The organism is Pseudomonas prosekii (assembly GCF_900105155.1).
Lineage (GTDB): Bacteria > Pseudomonadota > Gammaproteobacteria > Pseudomonadales > Pseudomonadaceae > Aquipseudomonas > Aquipseudomonas prosekii.
The window spans coordinates 4,398,596-4,415,758 of sequence record NZ_LT629762.1; the positions used below are offsets into that span (position 1 = coordinate 4,398,596).

The 17,163-nt window shown below is 60.5% G+C and carries 13 protein-coding genes and 2 pseudogenes; 7 read left to right on the top strand and 8 right to left on the bottom strand.

What is annotated here, in order from left to right:
- Positions 1-31 precede the first annotated feature (31 nt).
- Positions 32-880: a formyltetrahydrofolate deformylase gene (gene purU / locus BLU01_RS20005; protein WP_092278767.1), complete on the top strand. Its 849-nt coding sequence runs from the start codon at positions 32-34 to the stop codon at positions 878-880.
- Between the two features lie 59 nt (positions 881-939).
- Positions 940-1,104 carry a hypothetical protein gene (locus tag BLU01_RS27790; RefSeq protein ID WP_167370439.1) on the top strand — a complete coding sequence of 55 codons (165 nt, stop codon included), beginning with the start codon at positions 940-942 and terminating at the stop codon, positions 1,102-1,104.
- Between the two features lie 3 nt (positions 1,105-1,107).
- On the opposite strand, the gene BLU01_RS20010 is transcribed toward BLU01_RS27790, so the two are convergent.
- The 5 genes and pseudogenes from BLU01_RS20010 to BLU01_RS28360 all read right to left on the bottom strand — a co-directional run.
- Complete coding sequence (locus BLU01_RS20010) at positions 1,108-2,103, bottom strand: lysylphosphatidylglycerol synthase transmembrane domain-containing protein (RefSeq protein WP_092278768.1); 996 nt, start codon at positions 2,101-2,103, stop codon at positions 1,108-1,110.
- Positions 2,100-2,864 carry a DUF2334 domain-containing protein gene (locus BLU01_RS20015; RefSeq protein WP_092278769.1) on the bottom strand — a complete coding sequence of 255 codons (765 nt, stop codon included), beginning with the start codon at positions 2,862-2,864 and terminating at the stop codon, positions 2,100-2,102. Before BLU01_RS20015 ends, BLU01_RS20010 begins: the two co-directional genes overlap by 4 nt.
- A gap of 5 nt (positions 2,865-2,869) precedes the next feature.
- A pseudogene (locus BLU01_RS20020) lies at positions 2,870-3,991 on the bottom strand (glycosyltransferase family 4 protein).
- 204 nt (positions 3,992-4,195) lie between these two features.
- Complete coding sequence (locus BLU01_RS28355) at positions 4,196-4,960, bottom strand: methyl-accepting chemotaxis protein (protein WP_371918719.1); 765 nt, start codon at positions 4,958-4,960, stop codon at positions 4,196-4,198.
- A gap of 93 nt (positions 4,961-5,053) precedes the next feature.
- Positions 5,054-6,085, bottom strand: a pseudogene (locus BLU01_RS28360) (HAMP domain-containing protein); the annotation flags it as partial.
- Between the two features lie 185 nt (positions 6,086-6,270).
- On the opposite strand from BLU01_RS28360, the gene BLU01_RS20030 reads away from it, so the two are divergent.
- Positions 6,271-7,752, top strand: a complete 1,482-nt coding sequence (locus BLU01_RS20030; RefSeq protein ID WP_092281674.1) for a helicase HerA-like domain-containing protein — start codon at positions 6,271-6,273, stop codon at positions 7,750-7,752.
- A 105-nt stretch (positions 7,753-7,857) separates the two neighbouring features.
- On the opposite strand, the gene BLU01_RS20035 is transcribed toward BLU01_RS20030, so the two are convergent.
- Positions 7,858-8,313 (bottom strand): DUF721 domain-containing protein, encoded by a 456-nt coding sequence (locus tag BLU01_RS20035; protein ID WP_092278773.1) that lies wholly within the window; start codon positions 8,311-8,313, stop codon positions 7,858-7,860.
- A gap of 307 nt (positions 8,314-8,620) precedes the next feature.
- On the opposite strand from BLU01_RS20035, the gene secA reads away from it, so the two are divergent.
- From secA to BLU01_RS20055, 4 genes are all read left to right on the top strand, one after another.
- Complete coding sequence (gene secA, locus BLU01_RS20040) at positions 8,621-11,356, top strand: preprotein translocase subunit SecA (protein ID WP_092278775.1); 2,736 nt, start codon at positions 8,621-8,623, stop codon at positions 11,354-11,356.
- Between the two features lie 120 nt (positions 11,357-11,476).
- Positions 11,477-12,694, top strand: a complete 1,218-nt coding sequence (gene argJ / locus BLU01_RS20045) for a bifunctional glutamate N-acetyltransferase/amino-acid acetyltransferase ArgJ (RefSeq protein WP_092278777.1) — start codon at positions 11,477-11,479, stop codon at positions 12,692-12,694.
- Between the two features lie 141 nt (positions 12,695-12,835).
- Complete coding sequence (locus tag BLU01_RS20050) at positions 12,836-13,468, top strand: glutathione S-transferase family protein (RefSeq protein WP_092278779.1); 633 nt, start codon at positions 12,836-12,838, stop codon at positions 13,466-13,468.
- On the top strand, positions 13,465-14,415 hold the full coding sequence (locus BLU01_RS20055) for a Nudix family hydrolase (RefSeq protein WP_092278781.1): 951 nt from the start codon (positions 13,465-13,467) through the stop codon (positions 14,413-14,415). Before BLU01_RS20050 ends, BLU01_RS20055 begins: the two co-directional genes overlap by 4 nt.
- A 122-nt stretch (positions 14,416-14,537) precedes the next feature.
- Here the strand turns inward: BLU01_RS20055 and BLU01_RS20060 are convergent, their stop codons facing one another.
- Positions 14,538-15,119 (bottom strand): cob(I)yrinic acid a,c-diamide adenosyltransferase, encoded by a 582-nt coding sequence (locus tag BLU01_RS20060; RefSeq protein WP_092278783.1) that lies wholly within the window; start codon positions 15,117-15,119, stop codon positions 14,538-14,540.
- A 2-nt stretch (positions 15,120-15,121) separates the two neighbouring features.
- The gene (locus BLU01_RS20065) at positions 15,122-17,158 is read right to left on the bottom strand and encodes a sensor histidine kinase (protein ID WP_092278785.1); all 2,037 of its coding nucleotides are present in this window, start codon (positions 17,156-17,158) and stop codon (positions 15,122-15,124) included.
- Positions 17,159-17,163 lie beyond the last annotated feature (5 nt).

The window sequence follows — 17,163 nt, forward strand, 5'->3', positions numbered from 1 at the left end:
GGCCTTTACGAAGTTCTGGAGTTTGACCCAAATGCGCACTTTTCGGCTGGTGATTGCTTGCCCGGACCGCGTCGGTATCGTTGCTAAAGTCAGTAACTTTCTGGCGTCACATAACGGCTGGATCACTGAAGCGAGCCACCACTCGGACAATCTGAGCGGCTGGTTCTTCATGCGTCACGAAATTCGTGCCGACTCGCTGCCATTCGGTCTTGAAGCCTTCCGCGAGGCGTTTGCGCCGATCGCCGAAGAGTTCTCGATGGACTGGCGTGTCACCGACACCGAGCAGAAGAAGCGCGTGGTGTTGATGGCCAGCCGCGAGTCGCACTGCCTGGCGGACTTGCTGCACCGCTGGCACAGCGATGAGCTGGACTGCGAAATCTCCTGCGTGATTTCCAACCACGACGACTTGCGCAGCATGGTCGAGTGGCACGGCATTCCTTATTACCACGTGCCGGTCAATCCGCAGGATAAAGAGCCGGCCTTCGCCGAAGTCTCGCGTCTGGTCAAACAGCACGACGCCGAAGTGGTGGTACTTGCCCGTTACATGCAGATTCTGCCGCCGGCGTTGTGCCGCGAATACGCGCACAAAGTCATCAACATTCACCACAGCTTCCTGCCGTCGTTTGTCGGCGCCAAGCCGTACCACCAGGCTTCCCTGCGTGGCGTGAAGTTGATCGGCGCGACCTGCCACTACGTCACCGAAGAACTCGACGCCGGCCCGATCATCGAGCAGGACGTGGTGCGCGTCAGCCACAGCGACAGCATCGAAGACATGGTGCGCTTCGGTCGTGACGTCGAGAAAATGGTCCTGGCCCGCGGTCTGCGTTATCACCTGGAAGACCGGGTGTTGGTGCACGGCAACAAAACCGTGGTGTTCTAAGCTGAGTGCAAGCTCGTTCCCATGCCCTGCGTGGGAACGAGCTGAACCGGGAGACAAACATGAGCGATCCACTCGACAAAGCCACGTCCAAAGCACCCGCGACATTGGGCGAAGGCTGTTTGAGCCGCTATGACCCGGATGAGCTGAGCCCGGACGACGGCACCGATTTCCCGGACGCCGCGCAGTTGTGGGAAGAGTTGAAACCGGAGTCTGAAGAAGACTGACATTCAGGCCTGTTTGAACTTCATCAACTTCTTCAACAATGGTCGCCCGAGCATTATCAAAAACACCGGCCCACCGACCACCAGATAAAAGTAATACGTCACTGCCCGCCAAATCAGGATCGCCGCCGCTGCGGTCGATTTGCCCACCATCGGTGCCAGCAAGGCTGCTGAAGTCAACTCCGCCGCCCCGGCACCGCCCGGCAACAGGCTGAACTGCCCCGCACTCAACGACAGCATCTGGATCAGAAAACTCCAGGCCCACTGCAAGTCCGCGCCCAAACCGCGCAACGCCAGGTACAGCACGCTATAACGCAAAATCCAATGCACGCACGTCAGGGCAAACACCTTGATCAGCGTCGGCACCGGCAGTTTCAGCGTGTCAGTGAATGCCGCCAGAAAATGCAGGAGTTTGCGCGCCCAGCGCATCCGCGTAGAGCCTTTGACGTTGAGCCGCACCAGCAGCCGACCGCCCAGGCGAATCAGCAAACGGTGATAACGCGCCACGGCGATGCAACAGAGCAGCCCGCCGAACATCGACACCGCGCTCACCGTCAGCAGCCATTCCATGCGTTGGCTGAGGTGCTGGAACAGGGCGTAAATCAGAATGCCGCTGAGTGCGCAGAGGAAAAATAGCAGATCGCTCAACTGGTCCATGGCAAACACCGCGCTGCCGCGAGCCGGGCGCACGCCGTTGCGCGCCAGCAGCGCCATGATCGTCAGTGGGCCGCCGCTGCCGCCGGGCGTGGCGCAATAGGCAAACTCGGCCGCCATGACCACACCCAGGCTTTTGACCCGCGTGACCTTGTGCCGTTGATCGCCGAGCAACAGGCGCAAGCGCATGGTGTTGACCACCCAGCACAGCAGAATCATGCCGAACATGATCAGCAAACCGCTCAGCGGAAAGCTTTGCAGTCGCGACCAGGTTTCGTTGCCGCCCAGCAGCAGCGGAATCATCACCGCCGCGAGCAACGCAAGAAACAGCAGAATCCCCCGACTCATGCGACGCGGCCGATACGATCAGGTTGCAGCTTCAGCCAGTTGGCCTTGGTCATTGGCACACGGCCCTCATCCATTAAGCGTTTAAGTGTTTGTAGCCAATAATTGCGCGAAAAAGCGTGCCGCATGTCCACCGGGTGCAGGCCCAGGCGAATCACCGGCGCTTGCCGCCAGCGTTGTTCGCGCTGATCGCTGATGACTTTCGACAACCCGCGCCGCCACGCACTGCGCGCACTCCAGACCAGCCCGGGGGCGTCGATCACGGAAAAGTCCGGCAGACGATACAGATGTTGCGGGTCGCTGGTGTAACTCAATGGCAACTGGCGCAATGCCTGGCGGGTGCCATCACTCATCAGCCAGGCCGGCGCGACAAAACCTTCGAGCGGCCAATTGTAACGGCGAAACACCTCAATGCCAGCCTGCAAACGCGCGAGGGCGGCGGTTTGCGAGAGGCTGTAGAACTCGCCTTCGTGGGTGTAGACGCGACGCATGAACCAGTCTCGCGGGGTATGCGCCGGCGGCCCGTCGTCGCAATGGAAATAGCCGTGCAGCGCCAGTTCGTCACCGCGTGCGACGCGGCTGTCGAGCATTCGGCGAAAATCCGCATGCGCTGCAAGCTGATTGTTTTTGTGAAAATCGGGAACCACCAGCCAGGTGATCGGCACATCACCCAAGGCATCGACAGCGTCGACGAAGGGTTGGTAATCCGCCCAGGTTTGCGGCGCGACGTCGTGCAGGACCAGTAACAGGGTTGGCGGATTCATCGCTTTCAACCATTCGCGGCCAGGGGCATCGTGCTGCCGAGCACGGCGTGGTAATGGCCGAGCAAACTGTTGACCACCGCGTCCCAGGCGTAATGGCGCTCGACATGTTGCCGCGCCTGTTGGCCCAGCGTGACGCTGCCCTGGCTGAACAATTCGCGCACTGCATTGGCCATCGCCAAGGGATTGTTCGGCGCGCAGAGCAAACCGCAGCGTTCGCTGACGATTTCGCTGAATGCCCCGGCCGCCACCGCGACCACCGGAATCCCACTGGCCATGGCTTCGAGGATCACTAGGCCGAAAGTCTCTTGATCGCCGGCATGCAGCAGCGCGTCGGCACTGGCCATCAGCCGCGCGACTTGCGGCGCCGGGCAAAACTGATCGATCACGCTAACGTTGTCCGGCACCTGCGCCGGCATTGAGGAGCCGACCAGCAACAAGTGATAACGCGGGCCCAGGCGTTTCATGCAATTAAGCAGCACCGGCAGGTTTTTCTCTTTCGAACCACGGCCAGCGAAGATCAGCAGCCGGGTGTCTTCAGCAATTCCCAGCTCGGCGCGCAGGCCCGGATCGCGGGCGCTGGGGTTGAACGTCTGCAAATCGACGCCGAGTGGCTGCACGAAGACATTGCGCACGCCGAGACCGGTTAGTTTGTCGGCCATCACTTGGCTGGGCGCCAGCACCCGGTCGAAGTTGCCATACAGTTTGCTGACGTAGGCTTCGACATTAGTCGTCAGTCAGTTGCCCATGCGATTACTTACCAGCAGCGGCAGGTCCGAGTGGTAAAAGCCGATCACCGGCACGTCGAGTTGCCGCCGCGCATCCAGTGCCGCCCACGCGGTGAGGTAGGGATCGCCGACTTCGATCAGATCCGGCTGCAAATCCTGCAAAACGTTGCGCCACGGCGCCAGACGCAGTGGGAAGCGATAACCCTTGCCGAAGGGCAGGGCGGGGGCGGGAACGGTGTAAATGCCGTCCTGTTCACTGAGGTGTGAACCGGGGATCAACAGACTGTGGCGAATGCCCGGCTTGATGCTCAGGCGACGATGTTTTGCATCCAGATAAGTGCGCACGCCACCGCTGGCAGGGGCGTAGAACATGGTTATGTCAGCGATATGCACGATGAACATCCCTCTGGGCCGTTGCTCTTCCTCGGTTGACCTTTAACAAGGATAGATGTTCGGTTGAGGTTTTGCGGGCGGGGGTGTCAGCGAGGGGTGGGGTGTTGGTGAGGTCGCTTTCGCGGGCAAGCCTCGCTCCTACAGGGGACGCGATCACCTGTAGGAGCGAGGCTTGCCCGCGAATAGACCCTCAAATACCACCTCAAATACAACCTAAATGCGGAAACTGCCCACCAACTGCTTCAACCGCGCCGCCTGCTGCTCCAGATCGGAACACGCGCGCAATGTCGATTGCAGGTTTTCCACGCCTTCCTGGTTCAGCGTGTTGATCTCGGTAATGTCGACGTTGATCGACTCCACCACGGCCGTCTGCTCCTCGGTCGCAGTGGCCACCGACTGGTTCATCCCGTCGATCTCGCCGATGCGCATCGTCACGCTGTTCAGGCGTTCGCCGGCCAGGTTGGCGATTTCTACGCTGTCCTGACTGTGGCGCTGGCTCTCGCTCATGGTGCTGACGGATTCGCGGGCGCCGACTTGCAGCTCCTCGATCATTGTCTGCACTTGTTGCGCCGATTCCTGCGTGCGGTGCGCGAGGTTGCGCACCTCGTCGGCGACCACCGCAAAGCCGCGACCCGCTTCACCGGCGCGCGCCGCTTCAATCGCGGCGTTGAGCGCCAGCAGGTTGGTTTGCTGGGAAATGCTGGTGATCACTTCGAGAATCTGCCCGATGTTCACGGTTTTGCTGTTCAGCGACTCGATATTGCTGCTCGACGCGCTGAGCATGCTCGATAGCTGATTCATCGCTTTGATACTGCGATCGACCACTTGCTGGCCATCTTCGGCGAGGCTGCGGGCATCGCTGGCCTGATTCGACGCTTGTGCGGCATTGCGCGCGATTTCCTGCGCAGCAGCGCCGAGCTGGTTGATCGCGGCGGCCACGCTGTTGGTGCGCGAGGCTTGCTGGTCGGAGTTGAACATCGACGAGTTCGACGCCGCCACCACCCGCAAGGCAACTTCGTTGACCTGGCCGGTGGCCGAAGACACTTCGCGGATCGACGTGTGAATGCGCTCGACAAAACGGTTGAACGCGGTGCCGAGGATGCCGAATTCGTCCTGGTTCTGGATGGTCAGGCGCTTGGTCAAATCGCCTTCACCGTCGGCAATGTCCTGCATCGCGCGGGTCATCACGTGCAACGGCTGGATCAGAATGCGGATCAGCATGCTGAGCAGGGCGATGATGATGGCCACGGCAATCACCGTCGCAATCACCGCCGAGGTGCGGAATTCGCTGAGCATGGCAAAGGCTTTGTCCTTGTCCACCGACAGGCCGATGTACCAGTTGACCGAGGGCAAACCCTTGATCGGCGTGAACGTGACGATGCGCGTCTTGCCGTCGACTTCGACTTCGCTGAAGTCGCTGCTGATCCGTGGCGTGTCTTGCGGGTAAGCCTCGCTGAGGGATTTCATCACCAAGGCTTTGTCCGGGTGCACCAGAATCTTGCCGTCGGCGCTGACCAGGAACGCGTAACCCATGCCGTCGAAGTCGCGGGCGCTGAGGGTGTCGATCAGCGTTTGCAGGCTCAAGTCGCCACCGACCACGCCGACACTTTGCCCGGCTTTCTTCGAGGCAGTGGCGATGGAAATGATGGTTTGGCCGGTCGCGGCATCGATGTACGGTTCGGTCAGGGTCGGCGTGCTGCTGCTTTCCGCGCCTTTGTACCAAGGGCGAACGCGCGGGTCGAAGCCGTCAGGCATTTTCGCGTCGGGGCGAATGGTGAAGTGCCCGGTGGCGTCGCCAAGGTAGGACGCCATGAACGTCGACGTCAGCGCTTTCTGCTCCAGCAGGCTGGAAACAGTGGCCTGCTCGGGGTTGATTGCGATGTTCTGCGCGAGGTTGTCGATCAGCAGAATGCGCCCGCTCAGCCATGTCTGGATGTTGCTGGCAGTGACTTCGCCCATCTCGGTGAGGTAGTTGTCGAGGTCTTCGCGAATCGCGTTGCGTTGCAGATAATCGTTGTACAGCGTGAACGAAGCAAACGCGGCAATCACGACCAGTGCGGCCGCAAGCAGGATCTTATGGCTGAAACGCAGATTTTTGTTCATGGCTTGGGGTGTCCGCTAAGGTCTTAATGTCCAGGTCGTGCTTTTATAAGCACGGGCAAATCGGGCTGCGTGAAATCAAGCTGATATTCCGTCTCTCCTTAGGGAATTACCGAGGCTCTCTTCAGTCTGGTTCTCGCCATTATTTATCGGCCGTCAACGATCAAAGATTAACCATGGGTGACAAAATGCCTGACTCCTCGAAACTCGTTATCGGCGCCGACCTTGCAGGGCAGCCGATTGCCCAGGCCATGCGCCTGGCCAATCGTCATGGTCTGGTCGCAGGCGCCACCGGCACCGGCAAAACCGTCACCTTGCAACGTCTGGCCGAAGCCTTCAGCGATGCCGGCGTAGCGGTGTTCGCCGCCGACATCAAGGGCGACTTGTGCGGACTCGGCGCCGCCGGCGACCCGCAAGGCAAAGTCGCCGAGCGCATTGCCGGGATGCCGTGGCTCAATTACACGCCGCAGGCTTATCCCGTGACCTTGTGGGACATTCACGGCGAGTCCGGTCATCCACTGCGCACAACCTTGAGTGAAATGGGCCCGCTGCTGATCGGCGCGTTGCTCGAACTCACCGACAGCCAGCAATCGGCGCTGTATGCCGCGTTCAAGGTCGCCGACCGTGAAGGCCTGTTGCTGCTCGATCTGAAAGATTTGAAAGCGCTGCTCAATCACCTGCGTGACAACCCGCAATTGCTCGGCGATGACGCGGCGCTGATGACCACCGGTTCCAGCCAGGCGCTGTTGCGACGCCTGGCCATCCTCGAACAGCAGGGCGCCGAAGCCTTGTTCGGCGAGCCGGCGCTGCAACTCGAAGACATCCTGCAACCGGCGGCCGATGGTCGCGGGCGCATTCACTTGCTCGATGCCAGCCGTCTGGTCCACCAAGCGCCGAAGGTTTACGCGACGTTTCTGTTGTGGCTGTTGGCGGAACTGTTCGAGCAACTGCCGGAACGTGGCGACGCCGACAAACCGTTGCTGGCGCTGTTTTTCGATGAGGCGCATTTGCTCTTTGCCGACACGCCGAAAGCCTTGCAGGAGCGACTTGAGCAAGTGGTGCGGCTGATTCGCTCGAAAGGCGTTGGCGTGTATTTCGTCACGCAATCGCCGGGCGACTTGCCGGATGACGTGCTGGCGCAGTTGGGTCTGCGGGTTCAGCACGGTTTGCGCGCGTTTACCGCCAAGGAGCAGAAATCCCTGCGGGCGGTGGCGGACGGTTTCCGGCCGAATCCGGCGTTCGACGCCTTGTCGGTGTTGACCGAACTGGGGATCGGCGAGGCGCTGGTCGGCACCTTGCAGGATAAAGGCACGCCGGAGATGGTCCAGCGCGTATTGGTCGCGCCGCCGCAGTCGCGGATCGGGCCGTTGACGGCCACCGAGCGCACGATGCTGATCGCCGGGTCGCCGTTCAAGGGCCGTTACGACAAGCCCGTCGACCGCGAATCGGCGTATGAAGTGTTGATGGGGCGCAAGGGGCTGGCGCCTGAGGCTGAACCGGATAAACCTGCTGCCGAGGAGCCGAGCTTCACCGACAAGGCCGGGGAGTTCCTGGGCACAGCGGCGGGGCAGGCGTTGAAATCGGCGATGCGCCAGGCGGCTAATCAGATTGGTCGGCAACTGGTGCGCGGGTTGATGGGCTCTTTGCTCGGTGGCAGCAAACGCCGTTGAATAGCTGAATGGCCATAATCAATGTAGGAGCGAGGCTCGCCCGCGAAGCTTTTGGCGTCCTCAAGGACCTCTTCGCGGGCAAGCCTCGCTCCTACAGGATGTGTGTCAATCCTTGGGTTTGGCGTGCGCCGCCAGGCGCTCCAGCGCTGCCCGCAAATTCGGATCGCTGATCCCGTCGGCCGTCGCCTGAATGGTCGCACCCGCATCGCTGGATAAACTGATGGTATGCCCCGCCGCGCCTTGCTGCACGGTCGGCGGCTGAACCTTGAACAGAATCCGCGTCAGGCTGGCGAACTCATCAAACAACTGCAATTGCCGTTGCAGGCGTTTTTGCTGGTAACGCAAGCGCGTCGCCCAGTGACCGTCGGTGACAATCAACAGCAAACTGCCTTCGCGCCACGACGCCACATGGCAATGCTCGCGTGCGGCAGGCTGCAACTGGCTTTCCACCAGACGTTGTAAATGACCCAGGCGTTGAGCGTGGCCGAAGATGGCTTTCAGCGGTTTGGCTTCGCGAAGCAGAACGGCGGGTGCTCTGGCCGTGAGGGGGCGAAATGCCATGATCAGACACCTGAAGTAACAGAGCGGCCATGGTAGCAGAAAGCATTCGATCAGCCTGACCCATTGCTTTGCGCGCGCTTTACCCATTAAATCAACAAGTAACTTCTGCCGTGAATGGCTTGAAGTTCAGCAAAAAGCCCTTATTTTAAGTGAGCCCCGTAACAGCGCAGTGCATGCATCGTGGAACAACGCCACTTTCCTCACCTTCGTTTCCGGGTAGAATGCTCGTTCGCATGCGGCCATGAGGGCTGCTCGGGCGACTCACGGGGCCGCCCTCCATCCCTTTAGTGTGGAAGATCCTGCCGATATGTTTGCGCCTTTGTTAAAGAAACTTTTTGGAAGCAAGAACGAGCGTGAAGTCAAACGCATGCTCAAGACGGTGCAACTCGTCAATGCCTTCGAAGAGCAAATGGTGGCCCTTTCGGACGATCAGTTGCGTGCCAAGACAGATGAGTTCAAGGCCCGCATCGCCAAAGGGGAAACCCTCGACAAGCTGTTGCCAGAAGCCTTTGCGGTCGCCCGTGAAGCCGGTAAACGTGTCATGGGTATGCGTCACTTTGACGTCCAGTTGATCGGCGGCATGACCTTGCATGAAGGCATGATCGCGGAAATGCGTACCGGTGAAGGCAAGACCCTGGTGGCAACACTGGGTGTTTACCTCAACGCGCTGTCCGGCAAGGGCGTTCACGTAGTAACCGTGAACGACTACCTGGCTCGTCGTGACGCCAACTGGATGCGTCCGCTCTACGAATTCCTCGGTCTGTCGGTCGGTGTGGTCACGCCATTCCAGCCGCCGGAAGAGAAGCGCCTGGCTTACGCCGCGGACATCACCTACGGCACCAACAACGAATTCGGTTTCGACTACCTGCGCGACAACATGGCGTTCAGCATGGAAGAAAAATTCCAGCGCGAACTCAATTTCGCCGTGATCGACGAAGTCGACTCGATTCTCATCGACGAAGCCCGTACGCCGCTGATCATCTCCGGCCAGGCCGAAGACAGCTCCAAGATGTACGTCGAGATCAACAAACTGATCCCGCAACTGGAACTGCACGTCGAAGAAGTTGAAGGCGAAGTCACCAAGGCTGGCCACTACACCGTTGACGAGAAGACCCGTCAGGTCGAACTCAACGAAGCCGGTCACCAGTTCATCGAAGACATGCTCACCCGCGTCGGCATGCTTGCCGAAGGCGAGAGCCTGTACTCGGCGCATAACCTTGGCCTGCTGACTCACGTGTATGCCGGTCTGCGTGCGCACAAACTGTTCCATCGCAACATCGAATACATCGTGCAGGACGGTCAGGTTGTCCTGGTCGACGAACACACCGGCCGTACCATGCCGGGTCGTCGTCTGTCCGAAGGCCTGCACCAGGCCATCGAAGCCAAGGAAAACCTGAACATTCAGGCCGAAAGCCAGACCTTGGCGTCGACCACGTTCCAGAACTACTTCCGTCTGTACAACAAGCTGTCCGGCATGACCGGTACTGCCGACACCGAAGCGTTCGAATTCCACCAGATCTACGGTCTGTCGGTGATGGTTATCCCGCCGAACAAGCCGCTGGCGCGTAAAGACTACAACGACCTGGTGTTCCTCACCGCCGACGAGAAGTACGCGGCGATTGTTGCCGACATCAAGGAATGCATGACCCAGGGCCGTCCGGTGCTGGTGGGTACTGCAACCATCGAAACGTCGGAACACATGTCGCGCCTGCTTGAGAAAGAAGGCATCGAACACAAGGTTCTGAACGCCAAGTTCCACGAAAAAGAAGCCGAAATCATTGCCCAGGCCGGTCGCCCAGGCGCATTGACCATCGCCACCAACATGGCTGGTCGCGGTACCGACATTCTGTTGGGCGGTAACTGGGAAGTGGAAGTGGCTTCGCTCGAAGACCCGACCCCTGAGCAGATTGCCCAGATCAAGGCCGATTGGCAGAAGCGTCACCAGCAAGTGCTGGAATCCGGCGGTCTGCAGGTAATCGCTTCCGAGCGTCACGAATCGCGCCGTATCGACAACCAGTTGCGTGGTCGTGCCGGTCGTCAGGGTGACGCCGGTTCCAGCCGCTTCTACCTGTCGCTGGAAGACAGCCTGATGCGCATCTTCGCCTCTGATCGGGTGAAGAACTTCATGAAGGCCCTGGGCATGCAGTCCGGTGAAGCGATCGAGCACCGCATGGTGACCAACGCCATCGAAAAGGCTCAGCGCAAGGTTGAAGGTCGCAACTTCGACATTCGTAAACAACTGCTCGAGTTCGATGACGTCAACAACGAACAACGTAAAGTGATTTATCACATGCGTAACAGTTTGTTGGCCGCTGACAACATTGGCGAAACCATCGCCGATTTCCGTCAGGACGTGCTCAACGCAACGGTCAGCGCGCACATTCCACCGCAATCGCTGCCAGAGCAGTGGGACGTGGCCGGTCTGGAAGCCGCGTTGCAGAGCGACTTCGGCGTGGCGTTGCCGATCCAGCAATGGCTCGACGAAGACGATCACCTGTACGAAGAAACCCTGCGCGAGAAGCTCATGACCGAGCTGCTGGCGGCGTACAACGAGAAAGAAGAAGCGGCAAGCGCCGAAGCGCTGCGCACCTTCGAGAAGCAAATCGTCCTGCGCGTTCTTGATGATCTGTGGAAAGACCACCTGTCGACCATGGATCACCTGCGTCACGGCATCCACTTGCGTGGTTATGCGCAGAAGAACCCGAAGCAAGAGTACAAGCGCGAGTCGTACACGCTGTTCTCCGAGTTGCTGGATTCGATCAAGCGCGACTCGATCCGTGTGTTGTCGCACGTTCAGGTGCGCCGCGAAGATCCGGAAGCCGAAGAGCAACGTCTGCGTGAAGAAGCCGAGGCACTGGCGGCGCGCATGCAATTCCAGCACGACGAACCGCCGGGTCTCGAGCAACCGGAACTGCTCGGTGAAGAGGTCGATGTCGCACTCGCGACCGCGCCGGTGCGCAACGATCAGAAGCTGGGCCGTAACGAACTGTGCTACTGCGGTTCGGGCAAGAAATTCAAGCATTGCCACGGGCAGATCCAGTAAAACCCGTTTCAATCGCTGAAATACCCGCGCCGCGACCGGCATCAGCCGTCGCGGCGTTTTGCCATTTGAACGCCGACGCTGCGGCGCCGGTGCTGACATCATTTATTAAGGAGCGCATTCATGGCTGTTGGTCTTGGTCCTTTGCCAACGTTGCACCCGGTTGCCGGTTTTGAACTCGGTATCGCCTCGGCCGGCATCAAGCGCCCTGGGCGCAAGGATGTCGTGGTCATGCGCTGCGCCGAAGGTTCGACCGTTGCGGGCGTGTTCACCCTGAACGCGTTTTGCGCCGCGCCAGTGATTTTGGCCAAGCAACGCGTGCAAGGTCCGGTGCGTTACCTGCTGACCAACACCGGCAATGCCAACGCTGGCACCGGCGAACCTGGCCTCGCCGCCGCCGCACGCACCTGCGCGAAACTGGCTGAACTGACTGGCGTCGACGCCAGCCTGGTGCTGCCGTATTCCACCGGCGTCATCGGCGAGCCACTGCCGGTCGAGAAAATCGAAGGCGCACTGCAAGCCGCGCTTGATGATCTGTCGGTAGACAATTGGGCCGCCGCCGCCACCGGCATCATGACCACCGACACCTTGCCGAAGGGCGCCAGCCGCCAGTTCGAACATGACGGCGTGACCATCACCGTCACCGGCATCAGCAAGGGCGCGGGGATGATCCGCCCGAACATGGCAACCATGCTCGGCTACATCGCCACTGACGCCAAAGTCTCCCGTGATGTGCTGCAAAACCTGATGCTGGACGGCGCCAACAAGTCGTTCAACCGCATCACCATCGACGGCGATACCTCGACCAACGACTGCTGCATGCTGATCGCCACCGGTCAGGCTGCGCTGCCGGAAATCACTGCGGCCAGCGGCGAACTGTTCGCCAAGCTCAAACAAGCGGTTTTCGAAGTGTGCATGGACGTGGCCCAGGCCATCGTGCGTGATGGCGAAGGCGCGACCAAGTTTGTCACCGTCGAAGTCAATGGCGGCGGCAATCACCAGGAATGTCTCGACGTCGGTTACACCGTGGCGCACTCGCCGCTGATCAAAACCGCGCTGTTCGCCTCCGATCCGAACTGGGGGCGCATCCTCGCCGCCGTCGGCCGTGCCGGTGTGCCGAACCTCGACGTGAGCAAGATCGATGTGTTCCTCGGTGACGTGTGCATTGCCAGCCGTGGCGCGCGCGCCGAGACCTACACCGAGGCCCAGGGCTCGGCGGTGATGCAACAGGAGGAAATCACCATTCGGATCGAGTTGGGTCGCGGCGATTGCAGCGAAACCATCTGGACCACCGACCTGTCCCACGAGTACGTGAAGATCAACGCCGAGTACCGGACGTAAGACCGCGGCGCCTCATTCGCGGGCAAGCCTCGCTCCTACAGGTAGGACATCGCTCTTGTAGGAGCGAGGCTTGCCCGCGAAGAGGCCCGACCAGACGCCAAAGATTCCGGCCCTGAATTCCTCAACAAAAAGGTCCCGAACATGAGCCTGCACCTGATCATCGGCGACAAACTCTATTCCTCCTGGTCCCTGCGCGGTGCCCTGGCGCTCGACCTGACCGGCGCTGCGTACACCGAAGAACTGATCAAACTCAATCAGCCCGACACCCGCGAGCGTGTGCTCAAGCATTCGCCGACCGGCAAAGTGCCGCTGCTGAAAACCGCGCACGGCGTGATCGCCGATTCGCTGGCCATCGCCGAATACCTCGCTGAACAATTCCCCGAGGCCAACCTCTGGCCCAAAGACACCGCCGCCCGCGCCCAGGCCCGTTCGGCCTGTGCGCAAATGCACAGTGGATTTTTTGCGATGCGCAGCAACATGCCGTTCGACTTGAGCCGCGACCAGGCACTGCCATCGACGCCGCCAGAGGTTGCAGCGGAAATCCAGCGCATGCTCGCGCTGTGGGCAGAATGCCGCGCGGTGGCGAGTGAAACCGGGCCGTTCCTGTTTGGCCCTGCCTCGCTGGCCGATGCGTTTTTCGCGCCGATTGCCGTGCGTCTGCGCACTTACCGGGTGAAGTTGCCGGCGGCGGACGAGGCTTATGTTGAAACCATTTACCAATGGCCGTTTTTCAAGGCCTGGCAGAAAGCCGGTCTTGCGGAGGTAACGCAGTGAAACGAGTTCACGTCGCCGCCGCCGTCATCCGTGACAGCGCTGGCAAGATTTTGATTGCACGCCGTGCCGATACTCAGCATCAGGGCGGTTTGTGGGAATTCCCCGGTGGCAAAGTCGAGGCTGACGAGTCGGTCGAAACCGCTCTGGCCCGCGAGCTGCAGGAAGAGTTGGGCATTGTCGTCAGCGCCGCGCGACCGCTGATCAAGGTTCAACACGACTACCCGGACAAGCAGGTGTTGCTGGATGTGTGGGAAGTCTCGGCGTTTAGCGGTGAGCCGCATGGCGTCGAAGGTCAGCCGTTGGAGTGGGTCGCCCAGCGCGATTTGCTCAACTACGAATTTCCTGCGGCCAACCAGCCGATCGTCGCCGCGGCGCGGTTGCCGGCCGAGTACCTGATTACCCCGGAAGACCTGGAAACCCCGGCACTTCTGCGCGGCATCCAGAAAGCCATTGCCAGCGGCATCAAGCTGATTCAGCTGCGCGCGCCGAACGGCTACGACCCGAAATATCGCGATTTGGCGGTGGACGCGGCGGGGCTGTGTGCCGGCAAAGCGCAGTTGATGATCAAGGGACCGTTCGAATGGCTGGGCGATTTCCCGTCCGCCGGTTGGCACATCACCGCCGCGCAATTGCGCAAATATGCGCAGAAGGGCCGCCCGCTGCCGGCGTCGCGCTGGTTGGCGGCGTCCTGCCATGACGCAGAAGAACTGGCGCTGGCCGAGCAAATGGGCGTGGACTTCGTGACATTGTCGCCGGTGCAACCGACCCAGACTCACCCGGATGCGCAGCCGTTGGGTTGGGAGCAGGCTGCAAGCCTGATCGCCGGTTTCAGCAAACCGGTGTTCTTGTTGGGTGGCGTTGGCCCGGCGGACCGGCAGAAGGCTTGGGAAGCAGGGGCGCAGGGTGTGGCGGGGATTCGCGCGTTCTGGCCTGATTCTTTGGTCTAGCGGCTGGCCTCTTCGCGGGCAATCCTCGCTCCTACAGGATTTGTGTCTTTCACAACATCCGCGAACAACATAAACCGTGTAGGAGCGAGGCTTGCCCGCGAAGGCGTCCTCGAAGGCGCCGACTAAACCTTAGGTTTCGCCGCCGGTTGCCACAATATCTCGGCGATCCCCTGGCGCTTGGCAATCAGCCGCGCCGCCACAAACAGCAAATCCGACAAGCGATTGATATACGCCAGCCCAACCCCGGTCAGCGGCTCTACCGCATTCAAATGCTGACACCGGCGCTCGGCACCGCGCGCCAGGCTTCGGCACACGTGTGCTTGCGCAATCAACGCCGAACCGCCCGGCAGAATGAAATTCTCCAGCGGCCCCAGCTCTTCGTTCCATAGATCAATCGCCGCTTCCAGGCGCTCGATTTCCGCGTCGTTCAACGCCTGGTAAACCGGCATCGCCAGTTCACCACCGAGGTCGAACAAGCGATGCTGACACGGCGCCAGCACCTCGATCACTTCATTCAAACCCGGATACGCGGCGCTTTCCGCCGCCAACCCGGCCAGCAACACGCCGACCTGACTGTTCAACGTATCGACCTCGCCAATCGCTTCGATGCGCGGGTGATCCTTGGGCACGCGGCGGCCATCGCCCAGGCCGGTCTCGCCTTTGTCGCCGGTGCGGGTGTAAATCTTCGACAAGCGAAAGCCCATGGTTACCTCGGTAGCTGATTGAGTTCTTGAGAGACCAGCGGGGTGCCCGCCAACGGCAAGCGCAAAGTAAAACAAGTGCCCTGGCCGAGGGTCGATTGCACTTCCATCTGACCTTTGTGGTTGTTGGTGATGATGAAATACGAAACGGACAAACCGAGGCCGGTGCCCTGGCCGATTTCCTTGGTGGTGAAAAACGGCTCGAAGGTGCGTTTGCGCACGTTCTCGCTCATGCCGATGCCGTTGTCCTCGACCTGAATCTCGGCCCACGGCGGATTGAGTTTGGTCCGCAGAATAATCCGCCCCGGCTCGCTGTCGTCTTCACGCTGGTGAATCGCCTGCGCGGCGTTTTTCAACAGATTGAGCAGCACTTGTTCCAGTTCGTTGGCGGTGCCGGGCACCGGGCCGAGCGCGGGGTCGAACTGGCGAATGATCGCCTGGCCCTTGAAGTCAAAACCGATCGCCAGATCAAAGTCGTTTCCGGCGATTTCCACGGCTTGGTCGATCAGCGCCGGCAAGTCACACGGGGCCATTTGCCGCGTGCTGCGACGGCTGAAACTGAGCATGTGCGTGACGATCTTTGCCGCCCGCGCGCCGGCCTGCTGGATGCCATCGAGCAATTGCGGGACTTCCCGCGCTTGCAGGTATTGATTGACGGTTTCCAGCTCAATGCCGACCTGTTCCGCTTGTTCGAGGTTTTTCGGCAGCTCCGGCGACAGGCGTCGGCGGATGTTCTGCACGTTGTGCAGGATCGCGCCCAGCGGGTTATTGATTTCGTGGGCCATGCCCGCGGCGAGGCCACCGACCGAAAGCATTTTTTCCGATTGCACCATCATTTCCTCCAGCGACAGGCGCTGGGTGATGTCATCGATGCGGATCACCACGCCACGCCCGGCGCCGCCCATCAGCGGATAGAACGTCAGCGCGTAATGCTTGGCTTCATCGTCCTTGATCCAGGTCACGCGCTCGATTTTCGCCACGGTGTGCTGTTCGACGGTTTGCTTGAGTTGCGGCAAAAACGGCTTGAGCGGTTCGAACGCGAGGAAAATCGGCTGGTTCAGCGCTTCGTCCAGACGCGTGCCGGACAGGGCGCTGGCCTCCTGATTCCACTGCGTGACGTAGAGCTGCTCATCGAGGGCGATCAGCGCCGAAGGCATCGAGTCGATGATGCTGTTGAGGTAGTTCTGGAAACCGGTGAGTTTCTTCTCGATCTTGCTCCGCACCTGCACTTCCAGTTCCAGTTTGCGGTTGGTGTGGCGGGTTTCTTCTGCCAGACCTTGTGCCTGATCGTAAGCCTCTTGCGACTCATCGCGGGCGCGCTTGAGCTGCTGCTCGCGCGCCTCGATCCGCGACAGCATGGTGTTGAACGCCTCGGCGAGGCTGCCGATTTCGTCGTGGTTGCCGCGAGAGGCGCGCAGCGCATAGTTCTCTTCGCGGGTGACTTGGCGCGACAGCTCTTCGAGTTGATGAATCGGTCGAGTGATGAGGCGTTTGATCTGCCGCGCAATCACCAGCCACAGCAGCACACTGAAGATCAGGATGCCGAGGCTCGCGGTCAGGGTGCCGGTGTAAAACGCCATCGGCAATTCGCTGCTGGCCACCAACAGCAAATGCCCCGGCTGAGTGCCGGGGCGGGGCAGGGTGATGATCTGGTTGCTGCGAAACTCCGTGGATTGCCAGGCTTCGATGTGCCGATAGCGCTCCGGCAACTTCAGTTTGTCGCCGTGCTGCAACTGCGCGAGACGCTCGCCGTTACCGTCGTACAGTGCTGCGGCGCGCAACGGTGAATAACTGTTGAGTTCCTTGAGCAGGCGGTCGGCGCTTTGCGGCGACTGCAACGCTTCGGACACCAGACTCGGATTCGACACCAGCCGGCCGATGGTTTGCAGGGCCTGCGGCGCCATGCTTTCCTGGGAAATGTAATACGCGGCGCTGATAAACGTCAGGTTGGCGACCAGCAGCACGGTGATCAACAGCACCAGCAAAGCGGCCAGCAATTTCTGGCCGACGGGAAGGTTTTCGAGGCGCTGGCGCAATGGCATCAGGT